This is a genomic window from Anabaena sp. FACHB-595, assembly GCF_048568275.1.
Classification (GTDB): domain Bacteria; phylum Cyanobacteriota; class Cyanobacteriia; order Cyanobacteriales; family Nostocaceae; genus Trichormus.
Genome location: NZ_CP183473.1, coordinates 2,505,001 through 2,523,580, shown reverse-complemented (window position 1 = coordinate 2,523,580; position 18,580 = coordinate 2,505,001). Strand labels below are relative to the sequence as shown.

Annotated in this window: 16 protein-coding genes (1 of these 16 cut by a window edge); 13 read left to right on the top strand and 3 right to left on the bottom strand. The window is 41.4% G+C overall.

The window, feature by feature from the left end:
• Positions 1–30 precede the first annotated feature (30 nt).
• Complete coding sequence (locus ACN222_RS10510) at positions 31–636, top strand: vWA domain-containing protein (RefSeq protein WP_010996266.1); 606 nt, start codon at positions 31–33, stop codon at positions 634–636.
• Positions 637–638: 2 nt separating this feature from the next.
• Positions 639–1,019: a salt stress protein, Slr1339 family gene (locus ACN222_RS10505; RefSeq protein WP_010996265.1), complete on the top strand. Its 381-nt coding sequence runs from the start codon at positions 639–641 to the stop codon at positions 1,017–1,019.
• A 24-nt stretch (positions 1,020–1,043) separates the two neighbouring features.
• Here ACN222_RS10505 and ACN222_RS10500 read toward each other — a convergent pair whose 3' ends face one another.
• The gene (locus ACN222_RS10500) at positions 1,044–1,376 is read right to left on the bottom strand and encodes a winged helix-turn-helix transcriptional regulator (protein ID WP_010996264.1); all 333 of its coding nucleotides are present in this window, start codon (positions 1,374–1,376) and stop codon (positions 1,044–1,046) included.
• 230 nt (positions 1,377–1,606) lie between these two features.
• Here ACN222_RS10500 and ACN222_RS10495 point away from each other — a divergent pair, with 230 nt between their 5' ends.
• Positions 1,607–2,230 carry an FMN-dependent NADH-azoreductase gene (locus ACN222_RS10495; RefSeq protein ID WP_010996263.1) on the top strand — a complete coding sequence of 208 codons (624 nt, stop codon included), beginning with the start codon at positions 1,607–1,609 and terminating at the stop codon, positions 2,228–2,230.
• Between the two features lie 200 nt (positions 2,231–2,430).
• Here ACN222_RS10495 and ACN222_RS10490 read toward each other — a convergent pair whose 3' ends face one another.
• Positions 2,431–4,020, bottom strand: a complete 1,590-nt coding sequence (locus ACN222_RS10490) for a B12-binding domain-containing radical SAM protein (protein ID WP_010996262.1) — start codon at positions 4,018–4,020, stop codon at positions 2,431–2,433.
• 232 nt (positions 4,021–4,252) lie between these two features.
• Between ACN222_RS10490 and ACN222_RS10485 the strand changes: the two genes are divergently transcribed.
• The 10 genes from ACN222_RS10485 to ACN222_RS10440 all read left to right on the top strand — a co-directional run bounded on the left by ACN222_RS10485 (position 4,253) and on the right by ACN222_RS10440 (position 18,003).
• Entirely contained in the window at positions 4,253–4,846 is a 594-nt protein-coding gene (locus tag ACN222_RS10485; RefSeq protein WP_010996261.1) for a Uma2 family endonuclease, read from the top strand.
• Positions 4,847–5,019: 173 nt separating this feature from the next.
• Positions 5,020–6,198 carry a M20 family metallopeptidase gene (locus ACN222_RS10480; protein WP_044521242.1) on the top strand — a complete coding sequence of 393 codons (1,179 nt, stop codon included), beginning with the start codon at positions 5,020–5,022 and terminating at the stop codon, positions 6,196–6,198.
• A 114-nt stretch (positions 6,199–6,312) separates the two neighbouring features.
• Positions 6,313–6,567, top strand: coding sequence for a type II toxin-antitoxin system Phd/YefM family antitoxin (locus ACN222_RS10475; RefSeq protein WP_010996259.1), 255 nt, complete (start codon positions 6,313–6,315; stop codon positions 6,565–6,567).
• Complete coding sequence (locus ACN222_RS10470; RefSeq protein ID WP_010996258.1) at positions 6,560–6,835, top strand: type II toxin-antitoxin system RelE family toxin; 276 nt, start codon at positions 6,560–6,562, stop codon at positions 6,833–6,835. The genes ACN222_RS10475 and ACN222_RS10470 overlap by 8 nt, the downstream gene beginning before the upstream one ends.
• A gap of 84 nt (positions 6,836–6,919) precedes the next feature.
• Positions 6,920–7,690 (top strand): hypothetical protein, encoded by a 771-nt coding sequence (locus tag ACN222_RS10465; RefSeq protein WP_010996257.1) that lies wholly within the window; start codon positions 6,920–6,922, stop codon positions 7,688–7,690.
• A gap of 259 nt (positions 7,691–7,949) precedes the next feature.
• On the top strand, positions 7,950–8,327 hold the full coding sequence (locus ACN222_RS10460) for a sulfite exporter TauE/SafE family protein (RefSeq protein WP_010996256.1): 378 nt from the start codon (positions 7,950–7,952) through the stop codon (positions 8,325–8,327).
• 204 nt (positions 8,328–8,531) lie between these two features.
• Positions 8,532–10,031: a Rieske 2Fe-2S domain-containing protein gene (locus ACN222_RS10455; RefSeq protein ID WP_190449789.1), complete on the top strand. Its 1,500-nt coding sequence runs from the start codon at positions 8,532–8,534 to the stop codon at positions 10,029–10,031.
• A gap of 152 nt (positions 10,032–10,183) precedes the next feature.
• A complete protein-coding gene (locus tag ACN222_RS10450) occupies positions 10,184–10,876 on the top strand; it encodes an alternative oxidase (protein ID WP_010996254.1) in 693 nt (230 codons plus the stop codon).
• Between the two features lie 498 nt (positions 10,877–11,374).
• On the top strand, positions 11,375–16,285 hold the full coding sequence (locus tag ACN222_RS10445; RefSeq protein ID WP_231865527.1) for a PAS domain-containing protein: 4,911 nt from the start codon (positions 11,375–11,377) through the stop codon (positions 16,283–16,285).
• A gap of 2 nt (positions 16,286–16,287) precedes the next feature.
• The gene (locus ACN222_RS10440) at positions 16,288–18,003 is read left to right on the top strand and encodes a hybrid sensor histidine kinase/response regulator (protein ID WP_010996252.1); all 1,716 of its coding nucleotides are present in this window, start codon (positions 16,288–16,290) and stop codon (positions 18,001–18,003) included.
• Positions 18,004–18,464: 461 nt separating this feature from the next.
• Here ACN222_RS10440 and ACN222_RS10435 read toward each other — a convergent pair whose 3' ends face one another.
• Positions 18,465–18,580 carry the end of a DUF6671 family protein gene (locus ACN222_RS10435; protein WP_010996251.1) on the bottom strand. It continues 748 nt past the right edge of the window, so only the last 116 of its 864 coding nucleotides appear in the window; the start codon falls outside the window, past its right edge — the gene reads right to left on this strand; the stop codon is at positions 18,465–18,467.

The following is an 18,580-nucleotide window of genomic DNA, read 5'->3' as shown; positions in this document are numbered from 1 at the left end:
TATTTTTGTTAGCAACGGGAGGATTTATTGATGCTAGAAAATCGTGATTACACTCTCATTATCGATAAAAGTGGTAGTATGGCTACCCCTGATCAAAAAGGTGGTAGGAATAGATGGGTAACGGCACAAGAATCTACCTTGGCGTTAGCTAGTAAATGCGAACAATTTGATCCAGATGGCATTACATTATATGTTTTTTCTGGCAGGTTTAAGCGCTATGAAAATGTAACTTCTGCCAAAGTTAATCAAATTTTCCAAGAAAATGACCCATCTGGAACGACTGATTTAGCTGCTGTGCTAAAACACGCAACTGATGATTACTTTCAACGCAAAGGTGCTGGCAAAACTAAGCCCAATGGTGAGACAATTTTAGTAGTTACTGATGGTGAACCAGACGATCGCAAAGCCGTGATGAGGGTCATCATCGAAGCCTCCCGCCGCATGGATAAAGATGAAGAATTAGCCATTTCCTTCATTCAAGTCGGCTCAGATGCTCAAGCAACCCGCTTCCTCAAGGTCTTAGATGATGAGTTGCAAGGTGCTGGTGCTAAATTTGATATCTGTGACACCGTTACAATGGAAGATATGGAAGATTTGAGTCTTTCTGAAGTGCTACTTAATGCTATTACAGATTAGCTATGGATGCTCTAGACAAGCTGTTATCTCAAATCAAAGCTGAATACGAGAACGGACAAACACAACAACCAAATATATTCAAATCCTTCAGTCCTTCTGAACCTAAGTCATCATCCATGATGGATAATCTTTTGGCCGAGGTTCAAGCAGATATTGCTGCTGAAGATGCGGCTGAGGAACTGAGAAAACAGCAAGAACTAGAACAAGAAAGACTTCGACAAGAACAAATCAAAGCTAAACAGCGAGAGGCTTTAAAACAGCAAGCACAAAATTGGTTAGAAAAACTAGACCCCTTTTCTCCAGAAGGACTTTGGTTTGAAAGATTTGCTGAAAGCTACCCCTCTAAATTAGAAGCAGCAATTGAATATTTGCAAAGTAACTAATTGAAACAAATTCGGCTTTGGTAATTATTTGTTTGCTAAATGCTTTACACCCCATTCGTGCATAGCATAGAGAATTGGCTGTAAGCTTACCCCCACAGGTGTTAAAGAATATTCTACCTTTGGGGGGATTTGTGCATAAACTTGTCGATGTATGATCCCGTCGTCTTCCATTTCCCGGAGTTGTTGGGTAAGCATCTTTTGTGTAATTCCGGGTAAGGCTCGCTGCAATTCCCCAAATCGTTTTACACCCAACATCAATTCTCTGATAATTAAAACCTTCCAGCGTCCGCCAATTACCTTCAAAGTGGTTTCCACTTCACAAGTTAGCTTTTCATCTTTTTGTGCTTCAGCTTTCATAGTTACTTTTAAGTAAGTAGCTTACTTTTAAGTGCGTACTTTTCATATCAACTTTACATAGTTTAAAGTCGATTCAGCAAGTATTTTTGAACTTGACAAATATGTTGATGAGTGGTGAGTAATGAGTCAGAGTGTATTGACTCGCCGTTGATATTTCCCTGGTAAATAGTCTTTTAACTCAGCACTCAGTACCGACAACTATTCTCTGCGTAACGGTAAATAATTTATTTATGGCAAATATCCTCCATATTGATTCTAGCCCTCGTGGCGATCGCTCTATATCCCGTAAACTCTCTTACGAGTTCATCACATCTTGGAAAGATACCCATCCTGGTGATACCGTAACTTACCGGGATTTAGGTCACAACCCTGTTCCCCATGTAGATGAACCCTGGATTGCGGCGGCGTTTTCTTCACCAGAATCACACACCCCTGAGCTAAAAACAGCAATAGAGCTGTCTGATACCCTCATTGATGAATTTCTCGCCGCCGATCGCTTGGTTTTTGGCGTACCGATGTATAACTTAAATATACCTTCGACTTTCAAGGCGTATATCGACCAAATAGTTCGTGCAGGCAAAACCTTTACTGTTGATGCAAACGGCTATAAAGGTTTAGTTGATAGCAGCAAAAAAGTACTGATTATTACATCCCGTGGTGGTAGTTATCCACCAGGAACACCCTATGCAGCCTATGACTATCAAGAACCTTATCTCCGTGCTATCTTAGGGTTCATGGGACTAACAGATGTTACCTTCATCCATGCTGAGTCCTTGAACATGGGCGAAGATGCTCGTGAAAAATCTCTCGCAGGTGCGAAAGATGCGATCGCTCAAGCTGTAGCTAACTGGTAGCGATAACCTAAGTTGCTAGTTATGTAGATATAGCCTCTGGATTTGGTAACTGAGCAAAATGCCTAGCTATTACTCATCATCAATCCATGATGTAATAACTAGCAACTTACGTTAATAATTAACACTCAAGTGGCTACGTTCTGCCGAAGAAACCCAAAGACGGCAATTTTGAGTTGGTGAACCACTAGAACCAATCAACTCTATTTGGTCAGCATCAGTTCTGGCTTAGGTAAAACAGAGACTTTGAGTGGGTCGTAGCCTAATTGTTGAGTAATCCGTTCCCTCGCTAAAGTGCGGTATTCCCAAAAATGTTCTCCCGCAGCGCATAGACCTAAATACATATTGAGAACTTGAGGCTTTTTCACCAGAATCGTCCAGAGTTGTTGCCAAAACTGCCAGCGAATTTCCGGTCGTCGTAAGCCCTGATGCCAGATTAATTGAGCAACGAGCCGCAATCCCTGACCCGGAGAAAATTGCATTGTTTGCTTTCGCTTTGAAGACACGCCAATACTCAGACATTGCTGAAAACATCGCCGGAGATAGTTGCTGGGTTCGTATAATGTCCACAAGCCGTCTACATACTCTCTAGCGATCGCATCGATGGAACGGGTGGGAATAAAATTCATTAAGGTATTTTGGTCTCCCACTTCAGTACCACCAATACCCTGATTCTCTAATAAACGCTGCTCTTTTTGTAGACGAGTCCACAAAGCAGTATTGGGCAAAGCTTGAAGGATACCCAACATCGGTTGAGGAATATTGGTTTGTTCTACAAAAGCTTGGATTCGTTCTCCTGCTCCTGGGCGTTCTCCATCAAAACCAAGGATAAACCCTGCATAAATCAGCATTCCGGCTTCATTGATCTTGCGACAGGCTTCCACAAGTGGATTGCGAGTATTTTGCAGTTTTTGTGTGACTTGCAAACTGTCTTGGTCAGGAGTTTCTATGCCAAGAAAAACTGCATAAAAACCTGCTTCATTCATTAATTGCAACATTTCTTCATCTTCGGCTAAGTTCACAGAAGCTTCTGTGATGAAGGTGAAGGGATAATTATGCTGCTTCATCCAAGGAATTAACTCTTGCAGGAGGCGTTTGACGTTACGCTGATTGCCAATAAAGTTGTCATCAACTATGAACAGTGACCCTCGCCAGCCTAAATCATAAAGAGTCTGTAACTCAGCTATGGTTTGCTGAGGCTCTTTTGTACGTGGTTTGCGACCGTAGAGTGTAATAATATCGCAAAACTCGCAATTGAAGGGGCAACCGCGAGAAAACTGAATAGCCATCATCAAGTAAGCATCCCGTTGTAGCAAGTCAAAACGGGGCATCGGGCTTTGGCTAACATCAGGTTTTTCCGGGGAGCGAAAGATTCCTTGTTCTTGACCTTGGTTGAGGGCTTCCAGAAACTGGGGAATTGTCAATTCCCCCTCATCCAGAATTAAATAATGCGCTCCAGAGTTCAAGGCATCTTGGGGGATTGATGTTGGGTAAGGGCCACCAACTGCTACTTTTTTACCTAAGCGCACTGCTTTTTGAATTAGGGCATGAAAATCTGGTTTCTGCACTAGCATTGCCGAAAGGATAACGAGGTCACACCACTCCCAATCCGCTTCTGTTTCCAGATTGACGTTGCGATCGCAAAATTTAATTTCCCAGTCCTTTGGTAGCAGTGCTGCAACTGTAATAATCCCCAATGGGGGCAAGAGAGCTTTGAGTCCAGCAATTTCTATAAAGCGGTCATACGACCAAAAAGACTGAGGGAACCGAGGATAGAGCAATAGTGCTTTCATCAAATCCTGGATGTATGTTTGGTTTACTCTGTAGGACTTACGCAAAGTACTTATGTACTCTAGTTAGTACTCATACTTAACTTGATATTCGCTAGCTTCATGTATGCCACCTATCTGTTGGTAGATATTACAAGAAGGGAAACAATTAAGTTAGCTGCCTCAATGATCCATAAACCGTGACCCACCGTAGGCGATCGCTCATAATAAAATAAACCCGATTGGCAAATTACCTATGGAAACTCTCACCCTCAACGTACCACCAGCCGTAGGTTTAACGGATGAGCAGTTTTATCAACTGTGCATAGCCAATGACGAATGGCGAATTGAATTGACGGCAGAAGGAGAATTAATCATTATGCCCCCAACAGGCGGCGAAAGCGGCATTAGAAACGCTAATTTAACAACAGATTTAAACTTATGGAATCGACAAGCCAAACTCGGTAAAGTATTTGATTCATCAACAGAATTTCGCTTACCAAATGGTGCTTTTCGTTCCCCTGATGCGGCTTGGGTGAAACTAGAACGCTGGGAAGCATTGACAAGTGAACAAAGGCGACGCTTTCCGCCACTATGTCCCGATTTTGTGATTGAACTGCGATCGGAAACTGACTCTTTAAAGAAATTGCGTGCCAAAATGCAGGAGTATCGGGATAATGGCGCTCGTTTGGGTTTTCTCATTGACCCAAAAACACCCTTAGTAGAAATTTATCGCTCTGATGCTGAGGTAGAAACGATCAATTTTTCGGCTGACCAACCGCCCCAACTTTCCGGCGAAGATATATTACCTGGGTTTATCTTAGATTTGGCTTTCATCCTCAATCCATAAAATCACTCAAACAAAAAACCCGTCTGGTGGTCGCAAGAAGCAGGGGGGCAGGGAGCAGGGAGCAAGGGAGAGAGATAAGAAGCAGGGGGCAGGGGGAGAAATGCCCAGTCCCCAATCCCCAATCCCCAATCCCTAACTATCATGGAACAAAGCCTGTCAACGAAAATCAAGCAATGCTCACCCTTATTAAAGACTTAGCCACAAAACTAGCGCCTCGCCTCATTGAAATTCGCCGTCACATCCACTCTCATCCCGAACTTAGTGGTCAAGAATATCAAACTGCTGCCTTTGTGGCTGGTGTCTTATCTTCCAGTGGTCTGCGTGTACAAGAAGGTGTTGGTAAAACTGGTGTAGTTGGTGAATTACAAGTTACTGAGGAAAATCATAGTTTCTTGGCAATTCGCACCGATATGGATGCCTTGCCTATTCAAGAACGTACTGGTTTAGAATATGCCTCACGGACGGATGGCATAATGCACGCTTGTGGTCATGATATCCACACTACAGTAGGTTTAGGGGCGGCAATGGTACTGTCCCAAATGACAGAGGAATTGAGTGGAAATGTGCGGTTTTTATTCCAGCCTGCGGAAGAAATTGCTCAAGGTGCAAGCTGGATGGTGGCAGATGGGGCAATCAAGGATGTTTCCGCTATTTTAGGTATTCATGTTTTCCCTTCGATTCCGGCTGGCTCGATTGGAGTGCGTTATGGGGCTTTAACGGCGGCGGCGGATGATTTAGAGATTTTGATTATTGGTGAATCTGGACATGGTGCGCGTCCCCATGAGGCGATTGATGCCATTTGGATCGCTTCCCAGGTGATTACTAGTTTGCAACAAGCCATTAGCCGTACCCAGAACCCCTTACGTCCGGTGGTGTTGACCATTGGGAAAATTACTGGTGGGAGAGCGCCGAATGTAATTGCTGATAAAGTACAGTTGTTGGGAACAGTGCGATCGCTCCACCCAGAAACCCGCGCCCAACTCCCCAACTGGATTGAAAGAATCGTTGCCAATGTCTGTCATTCTTACGGGGCGCGTTATCAAGTTAATTATCGCCAAGGTGTCCCCGGTGTCTACAATGATTATGCTCTTACCCAGTTGTTTCAATCAGCAGGAGAAGAAGCTTGGACAAGCGATCGCGTCCAGGTATTACCCGAACCTTCTTTGGGTGCAGAAGATTTTTCTGTGTACTTAGAACACATCCCTGGTTCAATGTTTCGCTTAGGTGTAGGCTACCCTGAGCGAATTATCAATCATCCCTTACATCACCCTGAATTTGAAGTCGATGAATCTGCGATCGTCACAGGAGTAGTAACTATGGCTTACGCTGCTTGCAAGTATCTACGAGGATGATTACTCAATGTGTTCAGCCTGTGGGCGATGTCCTCATGGCTGAATTCATTTTGTTTCTCAATTACCTCTTTGATAGAATAAATGTACAAAATGTAAAATTTATATATTTTCTCCATGATAGATCCTGTTAGCGCTACCGAAGCCCGTGCCAAATTCCAAGAAATTATCAATCGGGTAGAGTACGGAAAAGAGCGCATCTTGATAGAACGCCACGGTAAGCCAGTTGTAGCGGTAATTGGACTGGATGACTTAAAACGCCTAGAAACTCTAGAAGATGCCATAGACTCGGCTCAGTTGAGAGAAGCTATTGCACAAAACGCAGGTTTCACAACTTTAGAAGCCGTGATTGCTCAACATACTCATGAGTGACCGTTATACATTAAGAATTGCCAGAACCGCCGAAAAAGACCTGTTGGACTTACAACCCAAACAGTTCAAACAAGTTGTTTCTAAAATTCTCTCTCTCCAAGGAACACCCAGGCCACAAGACTGTAAAGCCCTCAAAGGTTATGAGGGTGGATACCGTGTTGACCAGGGTGAGTATAGAATTCTCTACACCATTGATGACGAAACCCAATTAGTAGATGTGTTTCGTGTCGGTAAACGCAACGATGATGAAGTGTATCAAAATTTATGAATAAAGGTGATGTCTACGGCGGGCTGAACCCACGCACAACATAACATCTCAGGATAAACTAAAAATTTATTACGGAAATTGCCAATGCAACTTCTTGAATTCCCTAATGTTGCCATCATTGCCGGAGAAAACGCTGTTCCTGTTGCTCAACTACCTCTTGTATGGCAAGACATCGCTAAAGGTACAGCCAATGTGGGACTCTGCAACCCTCAAATTTACGTGGAGATGGCGCAGTTGTTCTTATACAAGTTAGAACAAGGTGACGTTGATTTGTTTAACGAACGTCCAGAGTTAGCACACCTCAAATCATCATTTTGTCAATTATTTGGACAACTAGGACGAGAAACCCTGGAGTTCTATGGTTATGATTTCATGACTCATAACTATCCCAACTTTGAGGAAATTCTGCGGGAAGTGGAATCGAAAGATGCTGATTATGCCAAAGTTGCGCGGATTGGTTTAGAACTGTTCCAAGAATTTGGTTACGAGCTGCCAGCAAGTTTTTATCATGTGCATCTAGCACCGATTTACCGAGATCATGTGTTTGAAGAACGCGCCCTAAGATTTGATAAGCGGGATATTGAACACAAGCGTTCTTGGGATGCCATCCTTCATGCTGGTAAAGTATTTGCCGTGCAAATGAAGGTGCAGAGTATCGCCTCCAAGTATGGTTTTACTTATCAGCATGGTTGCGGTTGTAACTCTCACCTATCTTCCATTGATGAATCTCGCGGAACCTTTGCTTATGAATTGAGCCAAGAAAAACGCGATCGCTGGATTCGCAGTTTCATCTGGACTGCTTGGTATGAGTATGCCTTTTTCCCCATTGTCCCAAATACAAGTTATCTAGTTTAATAACATAAGGATATTTCCCAAATAATTGGGCTGCACAATAACCTACTATTAAAGTCCAAATGTAGGGTGGGCAATGCCCACCATTTTTGATTTTTGCTAGACAATTGCTACTCTATTTATAGTTCAAAAATCAAGTAATAATTCTATAACAATCGTTTTTATCTAGAAAAATGTCACTTTTTAAACTCTGTCTAATAGTTCCTCAATTTAAAATAATCCTATTGCATATACTAAACATAAATCGAGGATAAATATAAGCATGAATAGCATTTTAATTTGCCTAATCTTGGGATTAATTGCAGGAATTGTCAGTGGGATGACAGGTATCGGTGGCGGCATAATTATCTTACCTGCTCTGATTTTTTTATTAGGATTCTCCCAGCAGCAAGCGCAAGGTACTACATTAGCATTATTAGTACCACCAATTGATTTATTAGCAGCTTGGGTCTACTACAAACAAGGATATGTTGATATAAAAGTAGCCGCAATCATTTGTTTAGGATTTATTTTAGGTGGCTGGTTAGGCGCAAAAGTAGGAACAAATTTACCAACTGGAACCTTAAGTAAAATATTCGCTGTTCTGATGATTATCGGTGCGCTCAAAGTTTTATTTACAAATCCAGCCGAGGGAATATAAATAATTTAATAAATCTAGTATCAAGTGAACTTAGATCATTGGGAATATCTCTTAGGAAATAGTATTGGTAATCTATCCCTAAGATAAAATTCACTAAGTACAGTCTTTAATTAACTTTGTCGCTGACATCATCCAGCAGATGATTTAAAATCACGCGCTTTTTTGCGCTTAAATTTCCACGTCACAATAGGTAAAAACTCTACCATGACCACTGAAACCAAGCTGCAAGGGAATTCCCAGAACGAAAATTTATTAGACAACGCAACTGAAGAACAATCATCAAAAGAAGAAAATATCTTCCAATGGACAAAGCAGTGGTATCCAGTAGCGGTGGTAGAGTTCCTTGATCCTAGCCGTCCTCATGCTATGCAATTATTAGGTAAAGATATTGTTCTGTGGCGGGATGGTTCTAGTCAATGGCGCTGCTTTGAAGATTTTTGTCCCCATAGACTTGCACCACTTTCAGAAGGTCGAGTCGAAGCAGATGGTACGCTTTTATGTGCTTACCATGCTTGGCGTTTTGATGCTGAAGGTAACTGTGTGAGTATACCCCAGTCAAAAGACGAACAGACGGCGGCAAAGAACTGCGAAAGTCAAAAATCCTGTGCAGTAGTTTATCCGACGCAGGAACGCCAGGGGCTACTGTGGGTATGGGCGGAAGCAGGAGAACAAGCCAAGGTAGAAAGCCAATTGCAGACACCGCGAATTGTTCCAGAACTAGAAGATAACTCAGGTAAAGTCATAAAATCACCTTGGAATTTCCGCGACTTACCCTATGGGTGGGACTATTTCATGGAAAATGTCTCAGATCCTGCTCATGTACCTGTTTCCCACCACGGCATCATAGGCGATCGCTACCAGGATGCCAAATTCTACGATATGATTCCTATACGCCACATATCTACCCAAGATGGGTTTGCCTTTGAAATTCAGCCAACACAAGGCAATACAGTACAAGCAATTCACGATTTTCAACCACCTTGTTACATGAGAATAGCTTCTACCTCTGAGGATGGTGGACAGTTAATTTTGGCTTTGTATGCTACGCCAACTCGTCCTGGTTGGTGTCGCCACATTGGTTGTCAAGTTTTCGTCAAAAATCCCCAAGGAAAGAAACCCCAAGGATTATCTTTCTTTGGACTACCACTACCCGTTTGGTTGGTTCATGTATTAGCATCCTTATTTCTGCACCAAGATATGGTATTTCTGCATTACCAAGAAAAAATTATTGCCCAGAGAAGAAACGGTAAATGGCTGAACGCTGTATATACACCCAATCCTCAAGACAAGATGGTGATTACATTGCGTCAGTGGTGGGAAAACCGAGCTGGTGGTGGTATACCTTGGGCGGAAGGATATAGCAGCGATATACCTCCAGCTGAAAAAGACAAGCAAAAGCTATTTGATGTCTGGACAACCCACACTCAACATTGTACAGTTTGCCAAGATGCGCTAAAAAACATCAATCGTCTGACTGTACTAGCTTATATATCTGCGGCTGTCTGCTTGTTTCTAGCTGTGATTTTAGATGCCAGATCTGTGGCAATGCAAGCGGCTTTAGGTGCATCTATATTCACAGTACCTCCGGTAGAATTTTGGTTAGCACTTGGGGGCGGTATTTTGTTGGCAGTAGTTGGATGTCAACTCAAAAGATTTAGTCGGCTATTTTATGTATACGAATTTGAACACTCTCGTAATGATTAAGAACAATTACTGAGTCTGTGTCAGAGTCTCATAATTTTTCTAATTACCAACTAACAATTACCTTCAATCCTCACAAGTTCCTCAAATTTCCTGTTTATAACAGGTTAAACGGTGAAAAAAAGCACACTGTCGATACTTGATGGAGAGTCAGAATGATCCGCTTATTAGTTGGTATTTTAGTATTTGTCATTAATACAGTTTATCGCGATCGCCCCTATCCTCGCTTTTATGTACTAGAAACCGTGGCGCGAGTGCCTTATTTTTCTTATCTGTCGGTTTTACACCTGTACGAAACCCTGGGATGGTGGCGTAAAGCAGACTGGCTAAAAGTTCACTTTGCCGAGTCTTGGAATGAGTTGCATCACTTGTTGATTATGGAGTCTTTGGGAGGTGCAGGTTTTTGGGGCGATCGCTTTTTAGCTAAGACAGCTGCTTTAATTTATTATTGGATTATTATTGCGGTATATTTTGTCTCTCCCCATTCTGCCTATAACTTTATGGAACAGGTGGAACAACACGCTTACAGCAGCTATGACAAATTTCTCACAACTCACGAAGCAGAGTTAAAAACACAGCCAGCTCCTGAGGTAGCAAAAACATACTATCGTGACGGAGATCTGTATATGTTTGATGAATTTCAAACAGCTCACTCTCCTTCGGAACGTCGTCCCAACATCGATAATCTTTATGATGTGTTTGTAGCCATCCGTGATGATGAAATGGAACACGTAAAAACGATGGTGGCTTGTCAACAGACTAATGCTAAATACTCCCTCAAGAGTCCTCATAACCCAGAAGCTAAAACAGTAGTATTAACAAATGCTCAGATGAATACGCAAGTATAATAGGACTTAAGCACACAGGTTGTCTGTTGAGATCGGGTGTAAGGGTGTAGGAAAAAGACATCTTTCCTGTTTGGTTGTGAAATCTGTTTCATCGGGACTGCCTTCTTCAATGTCGTAGATGATTTTCATGATCAACAGATATTACTGGAAGTCCAAGTTTTCGCTATGTCGTAATGTCGCATCATGTTCATCACATTGTGATAACTATGTCACAATCCCTTGATACTCTGAATATTAAGTAAACATTCAGTTTGCTCCTCACACCATACCATCTCCCTCTGTTTGTTCCACACAGGGGGATTTTTCTTTGTTGGCGACTGAGTAATTTTGCTGCTGTATCAAATAAACTTTGTTTCAAATCTCTGTAAATAAATAACAAGTCTCATATATACTGACTCAGCAGAAAAATTATTAACTACAGGAACTAATTCCCGTAATAGGTTGATGAATATTCCCCGGTTACATTTGTTTGATCATAATCTTCAAAAACCACTGCTCATGATGCCACCAAATACACCAGTGGCTGAAGCGATCGCGCAAATGTATCAAGCCCAAACTAGTTGTGTGCTAGTTATTGCCAAGGATGAATTAAGGGGGATTTTGACGCAAACAGATGTCTTGAGAGGCATTGCCAATCGAATGACCTTTGCAGACTTGACAGTTGGAGAACTCATGAGCCAACCTGTCGTCACTGTGCATGAGGCAGAGCTTGAGGATTTACCAAATATATTACAACGCTTCCATCAGCATCAAATTCGCCATTTGCCTGTGCTTGATGATCAGGGAGGGGTGCTATGTGTTGTCACACTAGAAGAAGTAAAAACAGCGCAACTAGAACAAGAAGTAGTGCGACGAGAGCAAATGTCTGAGTTGCTGTTACAGAGCGATGCTCAGTATCAAACATCGGAAGCAAGATTCAATGATATTCTCAATAGCGCAATCAGTACTTGTATTGTGTGTTTTCGAGTATTTACCAATTTTGACTGGGAATATGTATATCATTCTGTAGGTTGTGAAACAGTCTTTGGTTATCCATCGCAGGAATTTTTCAGCAATAAGCACTTGTGGTTGTCACAAGTACATCCGGACGATGTTGAAACAGTAATTATGCCTGGCTTTGCAGATATATTTGCAGCCAAAACATTCGATTTTGAATATCGATTCAAGCACAAAGATGGCTCCTTGCGTTGGATTGCTGCTACCCATAGTTCTCGATACGACCCAAAAGCAGACTGTTGGGTCGTCACAGCCACTAATATTGATATTAGTGAACGCAAACAAGCAGAAGCAGCCTTACGCAAAAGTGAAGAACGATGGCAATTAGCGATCGTCGGCACTGATGAAGCCATTTGGGACTGGGATATACTGACTAATCATACCTATCGTTCAGACCGTTGGTTTGAAATGCTAGGCTATGAACGTCATGAAATGAGTACTTTTGATGATGAATGGAGTATCCGCATTCATCCTGATGATTATAACCGAGTGATGGCTGCTCAAGCAGCTTATCTGCGTCGGGAAGTTCCAGTATATTACACTGAGTATCGTCTCCGATGCAAAGATGGTAACTACAAATGGTTTCGTTCACGGGCTAAAGGTGTTTGGGATGAACAAGGCAACCCCATAAGATTGGTTGGTTCCTTGGGTGACATTACAGGACGTAAAAGTATTGAATTAGACTTAATACGTTCAGAAACTCAGTATAGATTGCTGTTTGAGAACAATCCCAATCCCATGTGGATTTTTGATCCAGAAACTCTAAGTTTTTTGGCTGTCAATCAGGCAGCAATTTACAAATATGGCTATTCTCAAGCAGAATTTCTGTCAATGACAGTTTTAGATATTTGCCCCCGTGAAAAAATTCCTGCTTTATTGCGTTCCATGTCTGATTTTGGCGTTTTCTCTAGCGCTATTTATGTAGGCGAAGCAAAACACTGCACACGAGACGGAACCCTGATTGATGTGGAAGTTAATTCCCATCCCATTGCTTGGTTAGGGAAGCCAGCAAAATTTGCCCTAGCCAAAGACATTACAGCACAAAAAGCCGCACTACGGGAACTGCAAGAAATCGAGATCGAACTGCGAGAGAGTAAACGCTTTATTGAGCAAGTTATTAGTCATTCTCCTCAACTTTTATACATCTTTGAGCCGACAACAGGGAGTAATATTTATCTCAATGGCCAATCTGTAGATATTCTGGGTTATACCCCAGAAGAAATTAAGGCACGAGGGGTTAAGTTTTTCTTGGATGTTCTTCATCCTGATGACTTATATTTACTAGAACGCAACCTGAACTACTGGCAAAATGCTGCCGATGGCGAAGTACTAACGACTGAGTGGCGCATGAAACATAAGAATGGCTCTTGGCGGTGGTTGCGATCGCGAGACGTAGTATTTGCTAGAGATGAGAATCACTTCCCCTGTAAAGTTTTAGGTACAACTCAAGATATTACTGATAGCAAACTGGCGGAATTAGAAATTATTCATAGTCGAGACTTACTAGAAGCTATTTATAACGGATCTACCGATGCCCTGTTTTTGGTGAATCCGCAAACGCTACTGATCATTGATTGTAATCAACAGGCAGTGCAAGTATTTGCCGCCTCTGGTAAAGAGGAATTGATTGGTAGTGATGGTCAAACGCTACAAAAACAACGGTTCACCCCCGATGAGGTAACTAGCGTCATCGAAGAACTAAATCATCAAGGTTTTTGGAGCCGCGAAGTTGAATACATCACTAAGCAAGGTAAGTTTTTTTGGGGAAATCTCGCGGTTAAACAAATTTACGTGGCTGGTGAGGAAATTCATCTAGTCCGTGTCACAGATATTAGTCAACGTAAACTAGCAGAAATAGCCTTACATGAGCGAGAAATGATGTTGCGTAGCATTGGCGATAATCTGCCAAATGGGGCAGTATATCAAATTGTCCGCGAATTGGATGGGAGCGATCGCTTTTCCTACTTTAGTGCGGGAATTGAAAGATTAATGGAAGTGAGAGCAGAAGATGTCCTGGCAGATGCAACTCTGCTTTATCGTCAGTTATGTGCAGAAGATATTCCCAGCTTTGTGCAAGCTGTTGAGGAGTCATATTGTCATCTCTCAGTATTTGACATTCAACTACGAGTCTGCACTCCCAGTGGTATGTGGAAATGGGTTCAATTACGTTCCACACCCCGACAATTACCAGATGGTCGTGTAGCTTGGGATGGACTGATTGTTGATGTAACTGACATCAAGCACACAGAAGAAACACTACGCCAAAGTGAAGCGTTACTGGCAGAATCCCAGCGAGTCGCTCGTCTTGGTAACTGGGATTATGACTTAGCTACCCGGAAAATAACTTGGTCGCAGGGGTTATTTGAGCTATTTCAGCGAGATCCTGCATTGGCAGCACCAAGCTATGAGGAAAATCTCCAACTTTACCACCCGCAGGATCAGCAGAAACTACACCAAGCCGTGGAACGTGCAGTATCCACAGGGGAATCTTACAAATTGGTTCTGCGTGCATTCAAGGCCGATGGCTCCATGATTTACGTTGAAGGCATTGGACACCCACAATTTAATCCACAAAAACAAGTAATTCGCCTGTACGGAACGGCTCAAGACATCACTAGCCGTAAACAAGCCCAAGAAGCTTTAACTAAAAGTGAAGAACAATTACGACTAACCCTAGAATATACCCACATTGGTAATTGGGACTGGAATCTTCACACTAATGAAGTCATTTGGAACTATAACCACTATCGTTTGTTAGGGTTAGATCCAGAAACATCAACAGCAAGTTATCAAGCATGGCGTGGGGTTGTCCACCCAGATGACATTAACCGCGTCGAGCAGAGTGTGGCTAATGCGCTAGAACAGCATAGCAATTTTGAAGCAGAATATCGGGTAATTCATTCTGATGGCAGTGTGCATTGGCTGGCGGGGAAAGGACACGGAATTTATGATCAAACAGGCAACCCTGTAAGAATGTTGGGTGTGATTATAGATATTAATGACCGCAAACAAACAGAACAAGCACTGCGAGAGAAAGAGCATTTTTTAAGCAGCATTTATGATGGTGTGGCCAACTCTATTTTTGTTGTAGATGTTGTCAATGGTGATTTTCGGTTTATGGGTTTAAATCCTGCTCATGAACAACTAACAGGCTTTATCTCTCATGAATTGCAAGGAAAAACCCCAGAGCAGGTGCTTCCGCCGATTTTAGCTGCAACCGTGCGCCAGCATTACCAGGATTGTATAGAGGCGGGAGAAACTATTACTTATGAAGAATACTTGTATCTCAAAAATCAGGATACTTGGTGGATTACTAACCTGACTCCTTTAAGAGATGAAAACTTAAATATTTATCGCATTATCGGTAGTGGTATCAATATTACCGAACAAAAACGCGCCCAACAAATGCTAGAGTTACAAGCTGTTGTCACTCGTAATATGGCAGAGGGATTATGCTTAGTCCGCGCTAGCGATGGCGTGATTGTCTATACTAATCCAAAATTTGAACAAATATTTGGTTATGAAGTTAGTGAATTACTTGGTCAGCATATTTCCATTATTAACTATGAAGATGAGCATACTAAACCGATAGAAATTCATGAGGCGATCGCTGCTGCTGCTACGCTACACGGTGAAACTACCTATGAAGTCCAAAATATCAAAAAAGATGGTACTCCTTTTTGGTGTCGAGCGACAGCATCTGTTTTTGAGCATCCTGAATATGGCACCGTTTTTGTCGCTGTCCAACAAGATATCACCGAGCAGAAGCAAGCAGAGGAGAAAATTAAGGCATCTCTCAAAGAAAAAGAAGTCTTACTTCAAGAAATTCACCATCGGGTGAAAAACAATTTAGGAATTGTTAGCAGTTTGTTACAAATGCAATGTAGACGTACTCAAGACCCTCAAGCTAACGCTATCCTGCGAGATAGTCAAAACCGTATCGCTTCAATTGCTTTGGCACATGAAAAACTTTACCGTTCTAATGATTTAGCTAATATAGATTTTGCCCAATACATCCCGGATTTAACAACGCACCTATTTGACTCTTATAATGTTAAATCCAGCTGTATTCAACTGAGTATTCAAGTTGAAGAGACTAGCTTAGACCTGGAAACTGCCATTCCCTGCGGTTTAATTATCAATGAACTGGTCTCTAATGCCTTGAAATACGCTTTTCCCAATAATCGGGAAGGTGAAATTCAAGTCCGGTTATTCCAACAAAGCGATCGCACTTTGACACTTATTGTTCGAGATAATGGTATTGGCTTACCTGTGGAATTCGATGGCAAAAAGACCAAAACACTTGGCATAACTCTTGTTCAGGGTTTAGTCCAGCAGTTAAGAGGCAAATTAGAAATTCAGAGTCAGTCAGGAACTGAATTTAAAATTTCTTTTACGACAGGTAGGGTATAAGCATGATTAGCATCTGTTCACAGACCAATAAAATCCAAGCGGTCAGAGTGCTGATTGTGGAAGATGAATATATCTTGGCGATTAACTTACAAGAAAGTTTAGAGTCTTTAGGATATACAGTTGTAGATATTGCAGATTCCGCAGAGTTAGCCATAGATAAAGCGACAGAACTACAGCCAAACTTAATTTTGATGGATATCAGGCTACGAGGTGAAGAAGATGGTATTCATGCAGCCGAAAAAATCTGGCAGAATCTACAAATTCCCATCATATATGTGACAGGACATTCTGATAAAAGCACTGTGGAACGAGCAACGCTCACGTCCCCTTTTGGCTACATCCTCAAACCCGTCAGAGAAAAAGAACTCTACGTCGCTATTCAAACAGCTCTCAATCGCTATGAACGTGAACAATTTCTGAGTTCCGTGCTGCGAGTTATGGGAGATGGTGTACTAGTGGTTGATTCTCAGTTGCACATCAAGTATATGAATCAAGTCGCAGAAGCACTTACCGGTTGGCAATTTGATGATGCACAAGATAGAAATTTAACTGAAGTTGTCCAATTAATTGATGAACAAACTCTCAATTCCATTCAAAATCCTATCATCTCAGCTATTCAAAAAGAAACAACGGTTTATTTAGGTGATGGCCTTTCGCCGACAGTCGGTCATCGCATCATGTTAATTACCAAAGATGGCACAATGATCCCAGTTGCCGATAGTGCTACCCCCCTACGCAACAACAACGGTGATATTACTGGCGCAGTCATGGTTTTTCGGGACGACACTCAACGCCGACTCACAGAAGAACGCAATCTCTCTGCTGAACGCAATCGACAACTAGAAATTCAAATGGCAGAAATGCAGCGATTCAACCAGTTGAAAGAAGACTTTTTAGCATCTACCTCCCATGAAATGAGAACGCCATTATCAAATATCAAAATGGCTATTTCCATGCTGGAAAATGTCATGAATCAGCAGGGTCTTTTGAAATCAGCCACCGCTTCTACTTCCGCATCCGTGTCTCGTTACCTGGGTATTTTACGTTATGAGTGCGAACGGGAATTAACTTTAGTAGATGATCTAATTAATATGCGGATAATTGATACAGAAGGCTATCCTTTAGATATCACTTATATTCATCTACAATCTTTGCTATCCGAAATTATTAACAGTTTTCAGGAAATTACCAAAGCGCAACAACAGATTTTAGAAGGTAATATTTCTGATGATTTACCAGCTTTAGTTTCTGACAAAAGTATCCTCAATCGAATCATCTCAGAACTCCTCATGAATGCTTGTAAATATACTCCTCCTGGTGAGCGCATTACCATAACAGCACATTTTGAGCAAAACCAAAAAAGCTTAACACCACAAGATGCTCAATCTGGTTTATACACAGTTTCTTCATCTCCTTATTTTCAAATTAAAATTAACAACTCTGGAGTAGAAATTCCTTCAACAGAACAATCTCGGATTTTTGAGCCGTTCTATCGATTTACCTACAATACAACAATAGAAAAATTATCTGTGTTTGACCAATCTTACCAAATTCCCCAAAGTGATTATCAACGAACTAGTGGTACAGGTTTGGGATTATCACTAGTGAAAAAACTAGTACAGTATATTCAAGGCACAGTTGAAGTTAGAAGTGGTGATGGCTTAACTACTTTTATAGTTCAATTGCCATTGACTTTATCAGTGAATTATTCTAGATAAGTAAACTATTTCTTACTATGAGTTGCTCATCATCATGTTTTTTGAAAAACTTCTTAATATCTATAATTGATAAACATCCTATTCCCTTGCTTGTATTGAGATATACATTGTTGATGTACTAAAATTAGTATTTATCTATCTATTGATGGAATTGGAAATAAAGCTATAAATACTAAATAAATAAATATTCCGATCACCTGACGAACTTGAAATATAAATCTTCCCATTGCTAGAATGCAAGGGGAGATTTTTTATTATTAAAATGCCATAAAGAAGTACAGAAATTAGAATTATCTATCTTTAGGAGGAATTAAATTAAAGCAAATAAATACTAAATAACTAATAGCCCGATTGCCCAACCGGGCTTTAGCTCCATACTCCCCCCATGTTTTACCTGGCAAGGGGGGATTTATTACACAAAATTCAAAAATTAACAGTTACCTTTGCTTTAGCCCAGCTTATTATGGATTACAGTACAAACATTGAGATGGATCTGCAAATTCTATACCATTAGGAAATGGTTTATCTTGTCTAAAACCACATTTTTTACACTGATAAATTGCCGTCAGTGTTAGGG